The organism is Pseudonocardia ailaonensis, assembly GCF_039531635.1.
Lineage (GTDB): Bacteria > Actinomycetota > Actinomycetes > Mycobacteriales > Pseudonocardiaceae > Pseudonocardia > Pseudonocardia ailaonensis.
In genome coordinates, this window is sequence record NZ_BAAAQK010000012.1 from 97,974 (window position 1) to 115,810 (window position 17,837).

At 73.9% G+C, this 17,837-nt stretch carries 15 protein-coding genes; 9 read left to right on the plus strand and 6 right to left on the minus strand.

Translation table 11 applies throughout. The annotated features are described in order from the left end of the window. The first annotated feature begins 37 nt into the window (after positions 1-37). The 3 genes from ABD324_RS19160 to ABD324_RS19170 are packed head-to-tail and all read left to right on the plus strand — an operon-like array spanning position 38 to position 2,534. Positions 38-1,198: a glycosyltransferase gene (locus ABD324_RS19160; protein ID WP_344418631.1), complete on the plus strand. Its 1,161-nt coding sequence runs from the start codon at positions 38-40 to the stop codon at positions 1,196-1,198. Positions 1,199-1,218: 20 nt separating this feature from the next. Next, positions 1,219-1,647 carry a DUF1707 SHOCT-like domain-containing protein gene (locus ABD324_RS19165; protein ID WP_344418633.1) on the plus strand — a complete coding sequence of 143 codons (429 nt, stop codon included), beginning with the start codon at positions 1,219-1,221 and terminating at the stop codon, positions 1,645-1,647. Continuing rightward, positions 1,644-2,534, plus strand: coding sequence for an undecaprenyl-diphosphate phosphatase (locus tag ABD324_RS19170; RefSeq protein WP_344418636.1), 891 nt, complete (start codon positions 1,644-1,646; stop codon positions 2,532-2,534). Before ABD324_RS19165 ends, ABD324_RS19170 begins: the two co-directional genes overlap by 4 nt. A gap of 216 nt (positions 2,535-2,750) precedes the next feature. Here ABD324_RS19170 and ABD324_RS19175 read toward each other — a convergent pair whose 3' ends face one another. From ABD324_RS19175 to ABD324_RS19185, 3 genes are read right to left on the minus strand one after another with little or no spacing between them, the layout of a single operon-like run. After that, the gene (locus tag ABD324_RS19175; protein WP_344418639.1) at positions 2,751-3,728 is read right to left on the minus strand and encodes an ABC transporter ATP-binding protein; all 978 of its coding nucleotides are present in this window, start codon (positions 3,726-3,728) and stop codon (positions 2,751-2,753) included. After that, complete coding sequence (locus ABD324_RS19180) at positions 3,725-5,269, minus strand: ABC transporter permease (protein ID WP_344418642.1); 1,545 nt, start codon at positions 5,267-5,269, stop codon at positions 3,725-3,727. The genes ABD324_RS19175 and ABD324_RS19180 overlap by 4 nt, the downstream gene beginning before the upstream one ends. Further along, positions 5,266-6,324 (minus strand): iron ABC transporter substrate-binding protein, encoded by a 1,059-nt coding sequence (locus ABD324_RS19185; protein WP_344418645.1) that lies wholly within the window; start codon positions 6,322-6,324, stop codon positions 5,266-5,268. The genes ABD324_RS19180 and ABD324_RS19185 overlap by 4 nt, the downstream gene beginning before the upstream one ends. Before the next feature lie 117 nt (positions 6,325-6,441). Here ABD324_RS19185 and ABD324_RS19190 point away from each other — a divergent pair, with 117 nt between their 5' ends. Together ABD324_RS19190 and ABD324_RS19195 are read left to right on the plus strand one after the other, a co-directional pair. Then, positions 6,442-7,074, plus strand: a complete 633-nt coding sequence (locus tag ABD324_RS19190) for a response regulator (protein ID WP_344418648.1) — start codon at positions 6,442-6,444, stop codon at positions 7,072-7,074. Then, positions 7,074-8,420, plus strand: a complete 1,347-nt coding sequence (locus ABD324_RS19195; protein ID WP_344418651.1) for a sensor histidine kinase — start codon at positions 7,074-7,076, stop codon at positions 8,418-8,420. The genes ABD324_RS19190 and ABD324_RS19195 overlap by 1 nt, the downstream gene beginning before the upstream one ends. 147 nt (positions 8,421-8,567) lie before the next feature. Here the strand turns inward: ABD324_RS19195 and ABD324_RS19200 are convergent, their stop codons facing one another. The 3 genes from ABD324_RS19200 to ABD324_RS19210 form a co-directional block, all read right to left on the minus strand. Further along, on the minus strand, positions 8,568-11,048 hold the full coding sequence (locus ABD324_RS19200; protein ID WP_344418654.1) for a glycogen/starch/alpha-glucan phosphorylase: 2,481 nt from the start codon (positions 11,046-11,048) through the stop codon (positions 8,568-8,570). A 74-nt stretch (positions 11,049-11,122) separates the two neighbouring features. Beyond that, complete coding sequence (locus ABD324_RS19205; RefSeq protein ID WP_344418657.1) at positions 11,123-12,127, minus strand: magnesium transporter CorA family protein; 1,005 nt, start codon at positions 12,125-12,127, stop codon at positions 11,123-11,125. Positions 12,128-12,363: 236 nt separating this feature from the next. Next, complete coding sequence (locus ABD324_RS19210) at positions 12,364-13,548, minus strand: ABC transporter substrate-binding protein (RefSeq protein WP_344418659.1); 1,185 nt, start codon at positions 13,546-13,548, stop codon at positions 12,364-12,366. Between the two features lie 264 nt (positions 13,549-13,812). Between ABD324_RS19210 and ABD324_RS19215 the strand changes: the two genes are divergently transcribed. From ABD324_RS19215 to ABD324_RS19230, 4 genes are all read left to right on the plus strand, one after another. Next, on the plus strand, positions 13,813-15,015 hold the full coding sequence (locus ABD324_RS19215; protein WP_344418662.1) for a cytochrome P450: 1,203 nt from the start codon (positions 13,813-13,815) through the stop codon (positions 15,013-15,015). Further along, the gene (locus ABD324_RS19220; RefSeq protein ID WP_344418665.1) at positions 15,012-15,809 is read left to right on the plus strand and encodes an SDR family NAD(P)-dependent oxidoreductase; all 798 of its coding nucleotides are present in this window, start codon (positions 15,012-15,014) and stop codon (positions 15,807-15,809) included. The genes ABD324_RS19215 and ABD324_RS19220 overlap by 4 nt, the downstream gene beginning before the upstream one ends. Before the next feature lie 107 nt (positions 15,810-15,916). Then, positions 15,917-16,786, plus strand: coding sequence for a branched-chain amino acid ABC transporter permease (locus tag ABD324_RS19225; protein WP_344418668.1), 870 nt, complete (start codon positions 15,917-15,919; stop codon positions 16,784-16,786). Further along, positions 16,783-17,799, plus strand: coding sequence for a branched-chain amino acid ABC transporter permease (locus tag ABD324_RS19230; protein WP_344418671.1), 1,017 nt, complete (start codon positions 16,783-16,785; stop codon positions 17,797-17,799). The genes ABD324_RS19225 and ABD324_RS19230 overlap by 4 nt, the downstream gene beginning before the upstream one ends. The last annotated feature ends 38 nt before the right edge of the window (positions 17,800-17,837 follow it).

The following is a 17,837-nucleotide window of genomic DNA, read 5'->3' on the forward strand; positions in this document are numbered from 1 at the left end:
AACCGACCCCCTGACCCTCCCGGAAGGACATCCTCCGATGCGGATCCTGATCGGGGCGGACACATATCCGCCCGACGTCAACGGCGCGGCCCGGTTCGCCGAACGCCTGGCCGGCGGGCTGGCCGCCGACGGCCACGAGGTGCACGTCCTCGCCCCCTCGCCCGACGGCCCGGCCCACAGCGACGAGACGGGCGACGTGACCGTCCACCGGGTCCGCTCGGTGCGCTGCCCGGGCCCGGTGGGCTTCCGCGCGAGCCTGCCGTGGGTCTCCGGCACCGCCGCGGCGCGGCTCGTGCGGGAGCTGGAGCCGGACGTCGTGCACGTGCAGGCCCATTTCTCGGTGGGTCGCGGCCTCGCCCTCGCCGCGGGCGCGAACGGGGTGCCCCTCGTCGCGACCAACCACTTCATGCCCGAGAACCTCGTCGCCCACGCCCGGATCCCGGGATGGCTCCGCGCGGGCGCCGGGCTGGCGGCCTGGCGGGACCTGCGCGGGGTCTACCGGCGTGCCGACGTCCTGACCGCGCCGACCGGCCGGGCCGTGGACCTGCTCGCCCGGGCGACCGGGCTGGTCGCACTGCCGATCTCGTGCGGCGTCGAGATCCCGCCGGAGCCCACCCCCGAGCCGGCCGGCCCCCCGACCATCCTGTTCGTGGGCAGGCTCGACCCCGAGAAGCGGGTCGACGACCTGCTCCGCGCCGCCGCCCTGCTCCCCGCCGGTGGGGAGTGGCGGGTCGAGATCATCGGTGACGGGCTCCGCCGGGCCGATCTCGAGGACCTCGCCCAGGACCTGGGGCTCGCCGGCCGGGTCACGTTCCGCGGCTTCGTGAGCGACGCCGACCTCGCCGCCGCCTACCGCCGCTGCGCCGTGTTCTGCATGCCCGGCGTCGCCGAGCTGCAGAGCCTGGTGACCCTCGAGGCGATGGCGGTCGGGCGGCCGGTCGCCGCCGCCGACGCGATGGCGCTGCCGCACCTGGTGCGGCCGGGCCGCAACGGTTTCCTGCACCGCCCGGCCGACCCGGCGGCGCTGGCGGACGCCCTGGCCGTGCTGCTCGCGGACCCGCTGCTGCGGCACCGGATGGGCCGGGCGAGCCGCGAGATCGTCCGCGCCCACGACCTCACCGCGACCGTCCGGACCTTCACCGACGTCTACCGGCGCCTCGCCGGCCACCCGACCGTCGCGGCGCTCGCCGCCGCCTGACCCACCCCACGAGGACACCCATGACCACGACCGAGACGACCACCGACACCCCGGTGCGCTGCTCCGACGCCGACCGGGAGCGCACGAGCGCCACCCTGCACGAGGCGGCGGGCACCGGCTGCCTGACGATGGACGAGGCCGAGGAGCGCCTCGCGAAGGTCTACGCGGCCCGCCACGTCCACGAGCTCGCCGAGCTGACCGCCGACCTCCCTGCGGCCCAGGCCCCGGCCCGCGCCGGCTGGGCCGCGATCCTCCTGCTGGCCTGGCACCAGCTCGTCGCCGACGCCCGCGCGCTCGTGGGCCGCGGCGGCGCCGCCGTGACGGGGCGGCGACGGCTGGTGCTCGCCCTGGCGGCGCTGCTCCTCGTCGTGGGCGTGATCGCGATGGCGATGCACGGGATCGTCGAAGGACCGGGCGACCACCACGGGTTCGCCGGTCACGCCGGATGAGTGCACTGAGCTGGACCGAGGCGCTGGTCGTCGGGGCGCTGCAAGGGGTCGCCGAGCTCTTCCCCGTCTCCAGCCTCGGGCACAGCGTGCTGCTGCCCGCGGTGGTCGGCGGGACCTGGGCGCAGGACCTGGACGTGAGCTCGCCGGAGTCGCCGTACCTCGCGTTCGTCGTCGGGCTGCACGTGGCCACCGCCGTCGCCCTGCTGATCTACTTCCGCCGGGACTGGGTGCGGATCATCGGGGGACTGGTGACGAGCGTCGTCCGGCGGGAGGTCCGCACCCCCGACCAGCGGCTCGCGTGGCTGCTGGTGCTCGCGACGATCCCGGTCGGGGTGTCGGGGCTGCTGCTGGAGCACCTGTTCCGCACGGTGTTCAGCAAGCCCGTACCGACGGCGGCGTTCCTGGTCCTGAACGGGATCGTGCTGCTGGTGGGGGAGCGGATGCGGGCCCGCACCGCGGCTCCCGAGGCGGGGACCGGGAGCGAGATCGAGGCGGACCACCGCCTCGCCCGGCTGCCGGTCGGGCGCGCGGTCCTGATCGGCACCGCGCAGGTCGCCGCCCTGCTCCCGGGGATCAGCCGCTCGGGCAGCGCGATGACCGCGGGGCTGGGGCTGGGCCTGTCCCGCGAGGACGCCGCCCGCTTCTCGTTCCTCCTCGCGACCCCCGTCATCCTCGCGGCCGGGATGCTCAAGCTGGGCGACCTCGCCGGCCCGCTCGGGGACGGCATCCGCCCGCAGATCCTGGTCGGGAGCCTGCTCTCGGGGATCGGCGCCTACCTCTCGGTCCGCTTCCTCACCCGCTACTTCGAGCGCCGGTCGTTGCGCCCCTTCGGGATCTACTGCATCGCCGTCGGCGTGGGCTGCCTGATCTGGTTCGCCGTCCGCTGAGACCCCAGGGGGCGTCTGGTGGATCTCCGGCCGGCACAGATCCACCGGACACCCCGAGGGAGTGTCTGACGGACCCCCGCCGGCCCGCGACGCCCAGGCGGGCACCCCGCGGCGTTGGCGACAGGCCCGAATACGCCCGGTATGAGGGCCCGTCGCCGCCTTGCGGGGCACCCACCTGGAACGCCGCGGACTCGACGGCGATCCGTCAGACACTCCCTAGAGCACGGCCCCGGTGACGGAGATCCCCACGCGCGCACCGGGTTCCGGGACCAGGTGCCCGGGGCACCGGGCCCGGACCACGGTCCCCTCCGTCGTGCGGGCGCGGACCTCGGCATAGGGGCCGTAGAAGGCGACGTCCAGGACCTCGGCGATCATCCCGGCGTCCCCACCGGCCGTCAGCGTGAGCTGCTCCGGGCGGACGAGCACGGTGGCGCCGTTGCGTGAGCCGGGCTCGACGAGCCGGGCGGGCAGCTCCACGATCTCGCCGAGGAACGCGGCCACGCCCCGGTCGCCCGGCCGCCGGTACAGCTCGGCCGGCGGTCCCTCCTGGACCACGATCCCGTCGCGCATCACGGCCACCCGTCCGGCCAGGGAGAGGGCCTCGGCCTGGTCGTGGGTCACCAGGACGGTGGTCGTGCCGGCGGCGGCCAGCGCGTCGACGACCGCGCGGCGGGTGCTCGCCCGCAGCTCGGTGTCGAGGGAGGAGAAGGGCTCGTCGAGCAGTACCAGCGCCGGTCGGGGGGCGAGCGCCCGGGCCAGCGCCACCCGCTGCTGCTGGCCGCCGGAGAGCTCGTCGGGCCTGCGGTCGGCGTGGGCGGGGTCCAGCCCGACCAGCTCGAGCAGCTCCGCGACCCGGTGCCGGGCCCGGCGCTCGCGCCGCGGCAGGCCGAAGGTGATGTTGCGGGCGACGGTGAGGTGCGGGAACAGGGTGCCGTCCTGCGTGACGTACCCGATCCGCCGACGCTCGGGCGCGACGAGCACACCGGGCCCGGTGACCGCCCTGCCGTCGATCGTCACGGTGCCGGCACCGGGGCGGTCGAAGCCGGCGACCAGGCGCAGCAGCGTGGTCTTCCCGCAGCCGGACGGTCCGACGACGGCGGTCAGTGCGCCCGCGGGCACCGTCAGGTCGAGGCCCTGCAGCACAGGGACATCGCCGTAGGAGCGGCGCAGGCCGCGCACGTCCAGGCCGGTCACCGGGCCGCCCGCCGCGTGAGCAGCCAGGCCGCCGGGGCGGACAGCACGATCATGAGCAGTGCGGAGGGCGCCGCGGCGCCGTAGTGGAGTTCGGACGACTCGCTCCAGAATCTCGTGGCCAGGGTCTCCGTGCCGATCGGGGCCAGCAGCAGGGTGGACGTCAGCTCGGTGACGACGGCGAGGAACACCAGCGCCCCGCCGGCGCCGATCCCCCGGGCGATCAGCGGCACCGACACCCGGGCCAGGACCCCCGCGGGCCCGACTCCCAGGGACCGGCCGACGTCGTCGAGCTCGGGCGGGATCTGCGCCAGGGCGGCCCGCAGGCTGACCATCGCCCGCGGCATGAACAGCACGGCGTACGCCGCGACGAGCATCGCCGTGCTCTGGTAGAGCGCCGGGACCACGCGGATGCCGACGGTGATCAACGCCAGCGCGACCACGATCCCGGGCAGCGAGTTGCCGATGTACGTGGCGCGCTCCACGAGGATCGCGAGCCGGCCCCGGCAGCGCACGGCGAGCCAGGCCACGGGGAGGGCGAGCAGACAGGTCGCGAGCGCGCCCAGGGCCCCCAGGCCGAGCGAGGTGGCGGCCGTGCCGGCCAGCTCCGCGAGCGGGAACGCCGTCGACGTGCTCGTGACCAGCCACGACGCCAGGCTCACCAGGGGAACACCGAGCGCGGCGACCGCCAGCGCCGACAGGGCGATCACCGCTGGGAGGGTGGCGGCGCCGAGCCGGTGCGGTGCCGCGCGGCGGGCCACGCCCGACCCCACCCGGGAGATCCGGGCCCGGCCCGCGAGCCCGGCCTCGCCCGCGAGGAGCAGCAGGCAGAGCAGCACGAGGACGCCCGCGAGCATGGTCGCCCCGGCACCGTCGAACGTGGACTGGAACTGGTCGTAGATCGCCGTGGTGAAGGTGTCGAAGCGCAGCGACTGCAGGGCGCCGAACTCCGCGAGCAGGTGCAGGCCCACCAGCAGAGCCCCACCGAGGAGGGCAGGCCGGAGCTGGGGGAGCACCACGCGGGCGACGACGCGCCAGGGTCCCAGTCCGAGCGAGCGGCCGAGCTCCTCGAAGGCCGGGTCGATCCCGCGCAGGACGGCCGCGACCGGCAGGTAGACCAGCGGGAAGTACGAGAGCGTGGTCACCGCGACGGCGGCGTCCAGGCCGTCGAAACCGGGGAACAGCGCGTACCAGCCCACGCTGTTCACGAAGGCGGGCACCGCGAGCGGCGCCGCCATCAGCCCGGTCCAGAGGGCGCGGCCGGGCAGCGACGTGCGCTCGACCAGCCAGGCCGCTCCGGTGCCGAGGACCACGCACGCCGTGGTGCCCAGCAGCACGAGCGTCACCGTGTTGCGCAGCAGCTCGCCCACGCGCGGGCGCCACACGAGCGCGACGACGCCCTCGGGCCCCGCCGCGACCACTCCCGCCACGACATAGCCGAGGGGGAGCAGCGTCAGGGCGGCGACCGCGAGGGCGGCGGCGAGCCGGAGCGGGTGCCGGAGCGGCGGGCGCCGAATCCCGGCACCCGCCACCGCACGCGTCACAGCAGGCCGACCCGCTGCATCTCCGCGACGATCTTCGGGCCGTTGAGCGCGTTGATGTCCACGGTCGGGGCCTGGAGCTCGGCGAGGGGCTTGAGCGCCTTGTTCGGCGCGACGCCCGCGCCCACGCTGTACTCGAGCGCCTTGCCGTCGGAGAGGATCTTCTGTCCCTCGGCGCCGGTCATGAACGCCAGGAACTGCTGCGCCTGTGCCCCGTGCTTGCTCGACGCGAGCACCCCGCCGCCGGAGACGCTGAGGAAGGCGCCCGGGTCCTGGTTGCCGAAGAACTCCAGCTTGGTGGCCTTGCTGTTGGCGCCGCCGTCGGCCTGGTCGCCGTACCAGTAGTAGTGGTAGATGACCCCGCCCGGGACCTCGCCGGCGTTGGCGGCCTTCATGATCGTGCTGTTGCCGCGGTAGATCTTGGCGTTGGCCTTGATCCCCTGGAGCCAGGCCGCGCCGGCCGCGTCGCCCTGAGTGAGGTAGACGGCGCTGACGATGGCCTGGAAGTCCGCCCCGCTCGGTGAGATCCCGAAGCGGTCCTTCCACTCCGGCTTCGCCAGGTCCATGATGGACTTCGGCAGCTGGGCCTCGGTCAGGGTGGCGGAGTTGTAGACGAACACGGTCGAGCGGGCCGCGACGCCCACCCAGTCCCCCTTGCTCGACGAGTACTGGGCCGGGACCTGTGCCTTGGTCGCCGCGTCGACCGGGGCGAACAGGCCCCTGCTCGACACCAGCGACATCGCGGGGGAGTTCTCCGTGATGAACACGTCGGCCGGGGACGCCGCGCCCTCGGCGATGATCTGGTTCGCGAGGTCGAAGTCGCTGCCCTTGCGGATGTCGACCTTCACGCCGGTCTTGGCGGTGAACGCGTCCGCCCAGGCCTTGCCGACCTCCTCGTGCTGGGCGTTGTAGAGCACCAGCGTGGTGTCGGCGGCCCGGGTGCCCGCCGGGGTGCTCGACGGGGCGGCGGCGGGGGTCGCGCCGCTGCCGCAGGCGGCGAGGGACAGCACCGCCGCGGCGACCGCGGCGGTGAGCAGGTGACGTCGGGCGGGGCGCACGAGGGGCTCCTTCTCACTGTTCACAGGGGTTCCGCACCGGGGCGTCGACGACCCCACGGCGGCTCGAAGGAAGGTTAGGCTTCAACAACTGAGGGTGGCCTCCCTAGAATGGGGGGGGTGACGCCCCCGACCGACGCGGCCCGCCTGCCGGTGCTGCTGCTCGACGACCACCGGGTGTTCACCGACCTGCTCGCGATGAGCCTCGGTATGCAGCCCGACCTGGCCTGTGTCGCGGTGGCCCACAGCGCCCGCGAGGGCCTGGCCCGGGCGGCGGCCGTGGACTTCGCGGTCGCGGTGATCGACCTCCAGCTCCCCGACGGCGGCGGGCTCGACCTGATCCCGCTGCTGCGCGCGCTGCGCCCGGCAGCCCGGATCGTCGTCCTCACCGCCCATCCCCGCCCGGACCTCGCGGAACGGGCGCTCGGCGCGGGCGCGGTCGCCTTCCTCGGCAAGGACGCCCCGCTGACCCGGATCCTCGACGCGGTGCGCCACGCCGACGCCGCGAACCCGGTCGTCGAGGCCGGGGCCCGCCCCGGCGGTGTCGAGCTCACCCACCGCGAGCTCGACGTGCTGCGCGAGCTGGGCCAGGGCCGGGACGCCACCCGGATCGCGGCGGCGCTCGGGATCTCGGTCCACACCGCTCGGGACCACATCAAGGCCCTGATGGCCAAGCTCGGTGTCCACACCCAGCTCGACGCCGTCGTCTCCGCCGAGCGCCGGGGCCTGATCACGCTGGGCGCGCGGTACTGATGCCCGGCCCGCTGGTGCGCCGCACGCTCGTCCGGCACCTGCTGCTCACCGCACTGGTCGCCGTCGTGCTGTCCGGGATCACCGCGGCCGGCGTCTGGCGCTATGCGGAGGGGGACGCGCGGCGCTCGGCGGAGCGGGTCGCCCGGCAGATCGCGTCGGCGCTGCTGATGCCGATGGCGCAGCGGGACTTCGGGAGCCCCGGCGGGGTCGCGCGGGACGCACTGCTGGCCGACCTGGCCCCATTCCTCGGCTCCGGGATGATCGAGCGGGTCAAGGTGTTCACCGTCGCGGGCGGCACGGCCCGCGTCGTGTTCTCCGACGAGCGCCGCATCGAGGGACGCTCGGGCACGTTGCGGCCCCAGCTCGTGGCGCAGCTCGACCGCGGTGACGTCGTGGTCCAGGAGGTGCCGGACGATCCGGAGCACGACTTCGAGCGGAGCCTGCCCGGGGAGCGGTTCGAGGTGTACTTCGGCTTCCGGGACGCGGGTGGCCACGACACCCGGCTCGAGGTGTACGTCCCGGTCCAGGTCGGCGAGACGACCCGCGCCGCGGTCGCGGTCCTCGTGCCGCTGATCCTCGCCGGGCTGCTGCTGCTCGCCCTGGCCACGGTCCCGCTGTCGATCGCGCTCGCCCGCCGGATGGAACGCGACCGGGCGGAGCAGCGTGCGGCGCGGGACTACGGGCTGGCCGCGGCCGAGCTGGCCCGCCGCGACCTCGCCCAGCGCCTGCACGACGGGGTGATTCCCGATCTCGCCGGTGCGAGCCTGCTGCTGCAGGCCGTCAGTGCCGGGGCTCCGGCCGGTGACCCGCCGTGGGAGCTCGTCGGCAGGGCCCAGGGTGTGGTGGCCGAGGACGTCGCGCGGCTGCGCGCGTTGCTCGACGAGCTGGTCGGCTCCCCGGCCGAGCCGATCGGGGACACGCTGCGAGGGCTGGGCGACCACCTGCGCCGGGCCTCCGGGCCGGACGGTCCGGTGGTGGAGATCGACGTCCCGGACTCCCCGGCCCTGTCCGAGGGGACCGCCCTCCTCGTGCGTCGGGTCGCCGGCGAGCTGCTGCGCAACGCCTTCCGCCACGCCGATGCCGACGTCGTCCGGGTGGCCCTCACCGGAGCGGGGGACGCCGTCGTCGAGCTCCTCGTGAGCGACGACGGCATCGGCTTCGATCCGTCGGCGCCCCGCCGCCCCGGTCACGTCGGGCTCCCGCTGGTCCGGCAGTTCGTCGAGGACGGCGGGGGCACGATCCGCGTCGACTCCGCACCCGGCCGGGGGACGACGGTCTCGGTCCGCATCCCCGAGCGCCCCGCGCCCCGAGCCCGGGAGCGCGCCCGTGCGGGCGCGCCCCGCTGACCGCCCCGGTCACGGCCTCACCCGGACCCGGCGGCCCTCTCGCCGCGGTGCGGGCGGCGGGCGGTGTCGGTCAGCGCGGGTGGGAGGCCGCGCCGGACGGTCCGACCCGTGACGACCTCGTCGTACGCGGCCCGGAGCCGGTCGTGCTCACGGCCGGCCGGCCACCGTGACCGGCCCGACGTTCCAGATGTCGTCGCAGTACTCGGCGACGGCCCGGTCGGACGAGAACTTCCCGCTCCGGGCGGCGTTGAGGATCGACATCCGCGTCCAGCCCGCGCGGTCGCGCCACGCGGCGTCCACACGGTCCTGGCACTCGACGAACGACGCGTAGTCCGCCAGCACGAGGAAGGGATCGGAGTGGCGCAGGTTGTCGACGAGCGGCCGGAACACCTCGGGATCCCCGAAGGTGCCGTCGGTCAGCAGGTCGAGGACCGCGGCCAGCTCCCCCGTGACGTGGTCGGCCGGGCGGTAGCCGGTCCGCCGGAGCTCCTCGACCTCGGGGACCGTCAGGCCGAAGAGGAAGAAGTTCTCGGGCCCGGCCTCCTCGCGGATCTCGACGTTCGCGCCGTCGAGGGTACCGATGGTCAGCGCACCGTTGATCATGAACTTCATGTTGCCGGTGCCCGACGCCTCCTTGCCCGCCGTCGAGATCTGCTCGGACAGGTCTGCCGCCGGGTAGATGAGCTGGCCGTTGCGCACGGAGAAGTTCGGCACGAAGGCGACCTTGAGGAAGGGGCTGACCTCGGGATCGTTGTTGACGACGTCGCCGACGGCGGTGATCAGCTTGATGATCCGCTTGGCCAGGAAGTAGCCCGGCGCGGCCTTGCCGCCGAACACGAACGCGCGGGGCGGGATCTCCAGCCCGGGGGTGGTCTTGAGCCGGTGGTAGGCGGTGAGGATGTGCAGGACGTTGAGGTGCTGGCGCTTGTACTCGTGGATCCGCTTGACCTGCACGTCGAAGAGCCGCTCGGGCTCGAGCTCCACGCCGGTGGTCTCCCGGACGTAGTCGGCGAGCCGGATCTTGTTGGCCCGCTTGACCTCCTGCCACTCCTGCTGGAACGCGGGGTCGTCCGCGAACGCCTCCAGGCCGCGCAGCCGGTCGAGGTCGGTGAGCCACCCCTCGCCGATCGTGCGGTCGAGCAGCCCGCGCAGGCCGGGGTTCGCCAGCGCGACGAACCGCCGCGGGGTCACGCCGTTGGTCTTGTTGGAGAAGCGCTCCGGCCAGAGCTCGGCGAAGTCCGCGAGCACGCTGTGGCGCAACAGTTCCGAGTGCAGCGCGGCCACCCCGTTGACCGCGTGGCTGCCGACGGTGGCCAGGTGCGCCATGCGGACGCTGCGGTCCCCGTCCTCGCCGATCAGCGACATCCGGCGGAGCCGCTCCGCGTCGCCGGGGAACCGGGCGGCCACCTCGTCAAGGAAGCGGCGGTTGATCTCGTAGACGATCTCGAGGTGCCGCGGCAGCGACTCGCCGAACATCGCCAGCGGCCAGGTCTCCAGCGCCTCGGGCAGCAGCGTGTGGTTGGTGTAGCCGAAGGTCCGGACGGTGAGGGCCCAGGCCTCGTCCCAGCCGAGGCCGCGCTCGTCGACGAGCAGCCGCATGAGCTCGGCGACCCCGATCGACGGGTGGGTGTCGTTGAGCTGCAACGCGAACCGCTCCGGGAGCTCGCGCAGCGACGCGCCCTCGAGGTCGTCGAGGATGTGCAGGACGTGCTGCAGCGAGCAGGACACGAAGAAGTACTGCTGGAGCAGGCGCAGCCGCTTGCCGGCGTCGGGCTCGTCGTTGGGGTAGAGGATCTTGGTGACGGTCTCGGACGTCACCTCGTCCTCGACGGCCTTGTAGTAGTCCCCGGTGTTGAACGCCTCCAGCGCGAAGGACTCGACCGCCCGCGCGCTCCAGAGGGTCAGCACGTTGCAGGTGCGCACGCCGTAGCCCTGGATCGGGGTGTCGTACGCGACCCCCTTGAGCACCCGGCCGGGCACCCAGCGGACACCGTCCGCGGTGTGCTCGGTGAACCCGCCCCAGCGGACGAGGTAGCTCACGTCCGGCTTGGCGATCTCCCACGGGTTGCCCTGGGCCAGCCAGTTGTCGGTCTTCTCGACCTGCCAGCCGTCGCGGATCTCCTGGTCGAAGATGCCGAACTCGTAGCGGATGCCGTAGCCGATGGCCGGGCGCTCCAGGGTCGCCAGCGAGTCCAGGTAGCAGGCGGCGAGCCGGCCGAGCCCGCCGTTGCCCAGCCCGGGCTCCGGCTCGCAGGCCAGGACCTCGCCGATGTCCTGGCCGAGCTCGGCCAGCGCCTCGCGGGCCGGTCCCTCGATGCCGAGGTTCAGCAGGTTCGCGCCGAGCTGCGGGCCCATCAGGAACTCGGCCGACAGGTAGCAGGTGATCTTGCGGCCGAGGTCCAGCGAGGTCTGCGTGGACGCGGCGCGGTTGTCCTGCATGCGGTCGCGGACCGCGAGCGCGAGCGCCCGGTAGTAGTGCTCGGGCCGCAGCGCGGCGGCCGGGCGGCCGATCGAGTAGCGCAGGTGGTCCACGATCCCGCGGCGCAGCGAGTCGGGGTCCAGGCCGGTACGGCTGTGCCCGTACGGCTCGGGGGAGGGGGCACCGGGCGTCTGCACCAGATCGGTCACGCCGCGAGCCTGGCAGGGCGATGTGCAGAGAGGAGTGCACAGAGGATGAACGCCCGCGGAAGAGGTCGGGCGGTTCACCACCAGCCCTTGCGGCGGGCCCACACGAGCATCGCCACGGACATCGCGGCCATGACCGCGAGCAGCAGGATCAGCAGGGGCCAGTGCGTCTCGTCGCTCACGATGACGTTCATCCCGAGCACCGAGGACAGCGCCGTGACGGGCAGCGTGACACCGGCGATCACGGCGAGCCGCTCGGCCGCGATGGTCATCTTGGTGTTCGTGCGGGTCTGGTAGAACTCGATCACGCCCTGGATGTAGGCGCGCTGGCTCTCGGCCATGGTGGCGATCCGGGCGAACCTGTCGACCACGTCGAGGGCGAGCTCCCGGCCGCGGTCGTCGGCGACGTCGGCGAGCTGGGTGAGGCGCTCGTACACCTGGTGGTCGAGGGTGGCCATGGTGGCCACGCTGAGCAGGCCGTGCCGCACCCGGAACATCTCCTCGAGGAACTGCTCGGCGTCGCCGAAGTGCCCGGAGGTCACGGTCCGCTCCAGCTCCCACACCTCGGCGGTGAGCTCCTCCAGGTGCCGTTGCAACCGGCGGACCACCGCGGCGGCGATCGCGGCCGCCAGCTCGTGCCCGCTGCCCGGCCGCAGCCGCCCGGCGTCGAGGCGGGCGCGCACGGCGTCGGTCTCGGTGAGCGCGATCCGCGGGTCGAGGGCGGGATTGAGCGGACCGTGCACGGTGACGAGGTACCCGGGCCCGATGAACTGGTCCAGCTCCAGGGAGTGCATGTGGCCGCCGAGCCCGCGCTCGGGGGCGTGCAGGACGAGGAAGGCGTGATCGGGGTAGCTGTGCAACTTCGGCATGGGGTTGCGCCGCGCGCTGTCGGACAGGGCGAGCGGATGGAAGCGGAAGGTGGCGCGGAGCAGGTCCAGGACGTCGTCGTCCGGGCGCGCGACGTCGACCCAGACGACCCCGGTGCCCGCGGCGAGGAGGGCGGGCACCTCGTCGAGCTCCCGCGGCTCGGCGCGGCCGTCCCGGAGCAGGAGGACCGAGGCGGCGGGCGGCCGCCCGCTCACGCCGGGAGCCCGGCGGTGACCGCCGTCGTGCACGTCCGCATCGGCCTCGCCTCCGGCTCGGGTGTCCGCAGAGCGTGACCCGGCCCGGCGTCGCGGTCGCGAACGGCGACCGCCGGGGAGGTGAACAGCGGGGGCGGGGTCGGACGCGCCGCGCCCGTCCGCGCGGGAGCGTGGGTCCCGCACCCCGCCGCCGCCCCGGACAGGGTCCGGGGCGGCGGCGGGTCAGGTGCCGTCGGTCAGGTCGTGGACGTGTTCACCGTGTCCCCGGTGAGCGTGACCTGACCGTTGACGATCTTGGTCAGGTACACGTCGCTGCGGCCCAGGTGCGAGTCCTTGGAGAAGGCCACCGGACCGGCGATGGTGTCGACCTTCGTCTGCTGCAGCGCTGCGGTGAGCGACGCCGCGTCGACCGTGCCCTTGACCTGCGCGATCGCGCCGATCACGGTCTGGGCGGCGGCGTAGCCGGAGGCGACGTAGCTGCTGCCCGGGTCGGCCTTCGTGTACTTCGCCACGGCGGCGATGTAGTCCGACCAGCCGGCGGCCTTGCCGCTCAGGTCCACGGTGCTCACGCCGATGATGCCGTCGGCGGTGGTGCCGGCGAGCTTCGCGAAGCCGGAGTCGGCCGCCGAGACGCCGCCGAAGAACGGCACCTGAAGGCCGACGCGGCGCGCGTCGGACAGCATCTTCGCCATCGACGGGTTGTCGCCGAGCACGACCAGCCCGTCGGCCCCCGAGCCCTTGGCCTGGTTCATGGCGCCCGAGTAGTCCGGTGCGCCGTTGGGGACCCGGACCACGACGGTGGGCTGGAGCCCCTTCGCGCCCAGGGCCGCCGTCGCGCCGGCGACCGCGCCGTCGCCGACGTCCCCGACCGTGGCGACGACGGCCAGCTTGCTCACCCCGCCCCTGGTCAGGGCGTAGTCGGTGACGGCGCGGAACATCGTGTCGTGGGAGGGCCAGAGCGCGTAGGTGTCCGCGGAGACCGGGTCGTAGAAGGACTTGACGTAGGCGAGCGGGCCGACCAGCGGCACCTTGAGCTGCTCGGCCACGGGGCGGACGGCGGCGGCGGCGTTCGTGCCGTACGGGCCGATGATCGCCGCGACCTGGTCCTTCGTCGCGAGCTGCCGGATGCCGGTGATCGTGCGGGAGATGTCGAAGCCGTCGTCGACCTTCACCAGCTCGATCGTGCGCCCGTTGACGCCGCCGGCGTCGTTGGCGGCGTTGATCGCCGCTTCGGTGCCCGCGAGGTACTGCCCGGCGACGGCGGCCGCCGCCCCGGTCAGCGGTACCACCGAGCCGATCTTGACGGTCTGGGTGGCGGTCGAGGCGCCACCGCCCCCGCAGGCGGCGGCGACGAGGAGGACGGAGGAGGCGGCGGCGGTGGTCAGCCACCGTCGGAGGACACGTGGTCGGGCGGCGCTCATCGGAGTCTCCCTGGGGCTGCGGTGCGCAGGGCGGCCGCAGCTCCGTGGGCCGCCCTTGGCGTCACCAGTACATGAATTGCACTGTGGCTGGATATGGTCTCGGTGGCGGCCCGCCCTGTCAAGTGTCCATCTGCGCTGCTCAAGCTGGTGAGTCTCACGATGTGGCACGAGCCTGAGGCAGCTGCCTTGTGATGTCACTCGCCGCGAGCTGTACCAGTGGTGTACGTTCCGCTGGCTCCTGTCGACCGACCACGAGGGTGAGCGATGCCAGAGCCGGTAGCCACACTGACCGCGTCCGTCGAGCACTTCTACTCGGCTCCGCGGTGGAGCGAGGCCGCGCCGCTGATCCGGCGGCTGCACGCCGAGGAGCGGCTGCACCGCAGCCCGCTGGGCTTCACGATCGTCAGCGGCCACGCCGACGTGGTCGCGCTGAGCAGGAGCAACGAGGCGGTCCGCGAGGCCCCGCCGGGTGCGGCCCCCGACTCGAGCATGGACCGGCTGACCCGCAGGTTCCTCTCCCTGACCAACCCGCCCGACCATCGCCGGCTGCGGGTACTGGCCCAGCAGGCGTTCACGCCGAAGGGGCTGCGCGCGGTCCATGACCAGGTCCGCAAGGTCGTCGCCGAGCTGGTCGCATCGGTCGAGGGCGCCGCGCGGTTCGACTTCGTGGCCGACGTCGCGCACCCGCTCCCCGTCGGGGTGTTCGCCGAGATCCTCGCCCTCACCGACGAGCAGCGCGACCGGGTCGTGCCGCTGATCCCGCACATCCTCACCGGGATCGCGGCCGAGCCGACCCCGGAGGCGGCGGCCGCGGCGGAGGCGGCGGCCGACGCGTTCGTGGAGCTCGTCCGCGGGGTGATCGCCGACCGCCGTCGCAACCCCGGTTCGGACCTGCTGACCGGCCTGATCGAGGCGACCGATGCCGGCGACCGGCTCACCGACGACGAGCTGCTCGGCATGACGTGCCAGCTGTTCGTCGCGGGGATGGAGACGACCTCGGGTCTGCTGGGCGGCGGTGTGCTGCAGCTCCTGCGGGCCCGCGAGCAGTGGGAGCTCCTCTGCGCGACGCCCGACCTGCGGCGCACGGCGATCGAGGAGTGTCTGCGGGTGGCGGGGAGCGTGGGGGCGCTACCGCTGCGGCTGGTCCTCTCCGACGTCGAGCTGCCGAGCGGGCGGGTCGAGGCGGGGGAGCGGGTCACGCTCTGGCTGGGTGCGGCCAACCGGGATCCCGAGGTCTTCGCGGATCCGTGGGCGGTCGACATCACGCGGTCCCCGAACCCCCACGTGGCGTTCTCGACCGGGATCCACTTCTGCCTCGGCGCGGGCCTGGCCCGGCTGGAGGCCGACGCCGTGCTGGCGGAGCTCACCGAGCGGCTGCCGGACCTGCGGCTGGTGGAGGGTTCCGAGGAGTTCGCGGTCTCCACGATGCTGCAGCAGCCTGCGCGGTTCCTCGTGGAGACGGGATGACCGGCACGCAGGCCCGCGGCGGGCTGCGGGGCCTCCGCGCGGTCGTCACCGGCGCCGGCTCCGTCCACGGAGGACTGGGCAACGGCCGGGCGACCGCGGTCCTGCTGGCCCGCGAGGGCGCCTGCGTGCACGTCGTCGACCGGGACGTGGACTCCGCCCGCGAGACGGTGGACGTGATCGAGTCCGAGGGCGGCACCGCCCGGGCCCACGAGGCGGACGTCGCCGACGAGGCCGACTGCGCCCGCGTGTGCGGGGCCGTCGCCGGACAGGGCCAGGTCGCGGTGCTGGTGAACAACGTCGGCGTGATGGGCGGTCCTACGGCACTGTCCGATCTGGACCTGGGGGAGTGGGACCGGATCCTGCGGACGAACGTCACCGCCGCGATGGTGATGGCGAAGCACCTGGCCCCGGCGATGCCGCGGGGCGGCGCGATCGTCAACCTGTCCTCCCTCGCCGCGCACCGCGTGACCGGCCGGCTCGCCTACGCCACGTCGAAGGCCGCCGTCGAGGGTCTGACGGTCGCGCTCGCCGGGGAGCTCGGCCCGTCCGGGATCCGGGTCAACGCCGTGTGTCCCGGGTCGGTGTGGACGCCCGTCGTCGACACCGGGGACGCGCGCGACGCGGGGGCGGCGCGCCGGCAGCGGGTGGCCGCGACGCTCCTGGGCGAGGAGGGGACGGCCTGGGACACCGCCCACGCGGTGCGGTTCCTCGCCGGACCGGAGGCCCGCTGGATCACCGGCCAGGTCCTCGTCGTCGACGGCGGTGCCTCGGCCCGGCTGGCCGGCGTGACCTGAGACCGCGGCGGCGGTCCGTCCTGACAGTGCTTGGCAGAACAGTGCAACGAGGCGCGAGCGAGCGGAGGTTCGATGGAGAGCGGAACAGGGCGGGGAGGGACGGCGTCGTGGCCACGGTGATCGTCGGCCTCTGCGTCGGCAGCATCTTCGCATTGATGGCGTGCAGCATCGTGGTGGTCCACCGCGGCACCCACCTCGTCAACTTCGCCCAGGGCGAGATCGCCGCGCTCGGGGTGTTCTTCTACATCCAGTGGGTCGTGCTCGACGGGGGCAGGCCGGTCGTCGCGATCGTGGCCGGGATCCTGATCGTGGGCGTGCTCGGGCTGCTGTTCGGGATCATCGCGGGCCGGATGGCCCGCACCGGCGACCATCTGGTCCCGCTGATCAGCAGCTTCGGCCTCTTCCTGGCCACCCGGTCCATCACGGTCGGGGTCTGGGGGCCCGGGGAGCCCTACCAGATCCCGCCGCTGTTCGGCGGCGACGGCTGGCAGCTGGGCGGCGAGCTGATCCCGTTCAGCTACCTGTTCGTCCTCGGGGTGTCGGTCGTCTGCGCGGGCGGGCTGTACGCGGTCGCCCGCTTCACCACGGTGGGCCTGCGGATCCGGGCGCTCGTCGAGAACCGGGACGCGGCCGAGGTCATGGGGATCCCGACGGCCCGGCTGCAGCTGGCGACCTGGTTCGTCGGCACCGCGCTGGCCGCCGTCGCCACCTTCCTCTTCTTCCAGAACAACTACGTCGTCACCGGGAGCATCGACTCGGTGCTCATCCCCGCCTTCGCGATCGCGGCCGTCGGCGGGTTCGAGCACTTCGGTGCCGTCGTGCTCGCCTCGGCGGTCTACGGGGTCGGCTCCCAGCTCATGAGCCAGTACCTGACCTTCGCCGGCAACGACGTGCTCAGCCTGGTGATCCTCGTCGTCCTGCTGTTCCTGATGCCCCGGGGGATCCTGGTGGCCAAGTCCGCGAGGTACTCCTCATGAGCGTCCGGACCGATCCCGCCACGGAGGTGCGCCGGCGGAGGGCCACACCGCCCCGGGCGGTCTGGGGCGGTGCCGCGATCGTCGTCGTGCTGGTCCTGGCGTACCTGCTCTCGGCCGGCCAGCCCTATCTCGCGACGGTCGTCGCCGGCGCCGCCGTGTACGCGACGGCGGCGACCGGGCTCGACTTCGTCGTCGGCTGGCTGCGCGAGGTGTCGGTGGGCCAGGGCGCGGCGATGCTCGTCGGGGCCTACTGCGGGGTGCCCTTCCTGGAGGCGGGCGTGCTGGTCGCCGGGCTCGTCGCGGCCGTGGCCGGCCTGGTGACGGGCCTGGTCCTGGGGCTGGCGGCGGTGCGGGTGAAGGGGTTCGCGCTGGCCACGTACACGCTGATCGTGGCGCTGGCCGTCGAGCTGGTGTTCACGAGCGTGCCGGCGCTGGGCGGCGGGGTGGGCCGACCCGTGATCGCGGACTCGGTCGTCGGCATCCCGCTGGACACGACGACGACCGCGATGCTCTGCGTCGTCGTGGCGATCCTCGGGGTCCTCCTGCACGCCCGGCTGCGCCGCTCGATGACCGGGCTCGCCTGGCGCGGCGTCGGACTCAACCCGAGCGCCGCCGGATCCGTCGCGGTCAGCCCGGTCGGCGCCCGGCTCGCGGCGTTCGGGCTCGCCGGGGTGTACGCCGGGGTGGCGGGCTTCCTCTTCGCCCTCGTCTCCGGCTACCTCGCCCCGACGGTGTTCGGCTTCGAGCTGGCCGTCCTCATGCTCGCGATGGTGGTGATCGGTGGGCGCGGGCGGTCGCTCGGCGCGGTGGTCGGCGCCGTCGTCTTCACCGTGTACCAGCAGGTCGCGCCGGCTTCGGCCTACTCGGACGCGGCGATCGGCGTGGTGCTGATGGTCGTCGTGTGGTTCGCCCCGGCCGGGATCGTGCCGTACGTGGGGACCGGCCTGCGCCGGGCACGCCGGCGATGGTGGCCCGGTTCGCCGGGCGGGATGGGAAAGGAGCTCGTGGCGTGAGCACGCTGCAGGCCGAGGGCCTCACCAAGACCTACTCC

Bases quoted from the DNA above. Each gene is read 5' to 3' on its own strand.
- ABD324_RS19215 (WP_344418662.1), top strand. From the start codon at position 13,813: ATGCCAGAGCCGGTAGCCACACTGACCGCGTCCGTCGAGCACTTCTAC.
- ABD324_RS19220 (WP_344418665.1), top strand. From the start codon at position 15,012: ATGACCGGCACGCAGGCCCGCGGCGGGCTGCGGGGCCTCCGCGCGGTC.
- ABD324_RS19170 (WP_344418636.1), top strand. From the start codon at position 1,644: ATGAGTGCACTGAGCTGGACCGAGGCGCTGGTCGTCGGGGCGCTGCAA.
- ABD324_RS19165 (WP_344418633.1), top strand. From the start codon at position 1,219: ATGACCACGACCGAGACGACCACCGACACCCCGGTGCGCTGCTCCGAC.
- ABD324_RS19195 (WP_344418651.1), top strand. From the start codon at position 7,074: ATGCCCGGCCCGCTGGTGCGCCGCACGCTCGTCCGGCACCTGCTGCTC.
- ABD324_RS19230 (WP_344418671.1), top strand. From the start codon at position 16,783: ATGAGCGTCCGGACCGATCCCGCCACGGAGGTGCGCCGGCGGAGGGCC.
- ABD324_RS19210 (WP_344418659.1), bottom strand. From the start codon at position 13,548: ATGAGCGCCGCCCGACCACGTGTCCTCCGACGGTGGCTGACCACCGCC.
- ABD324_RS19160 (WP_344418631.1), top strand. From the start codon at position 38: ATGCGGATCCTGATCGGGGCGGACACATATCCGCCCGACGTCAACGGC.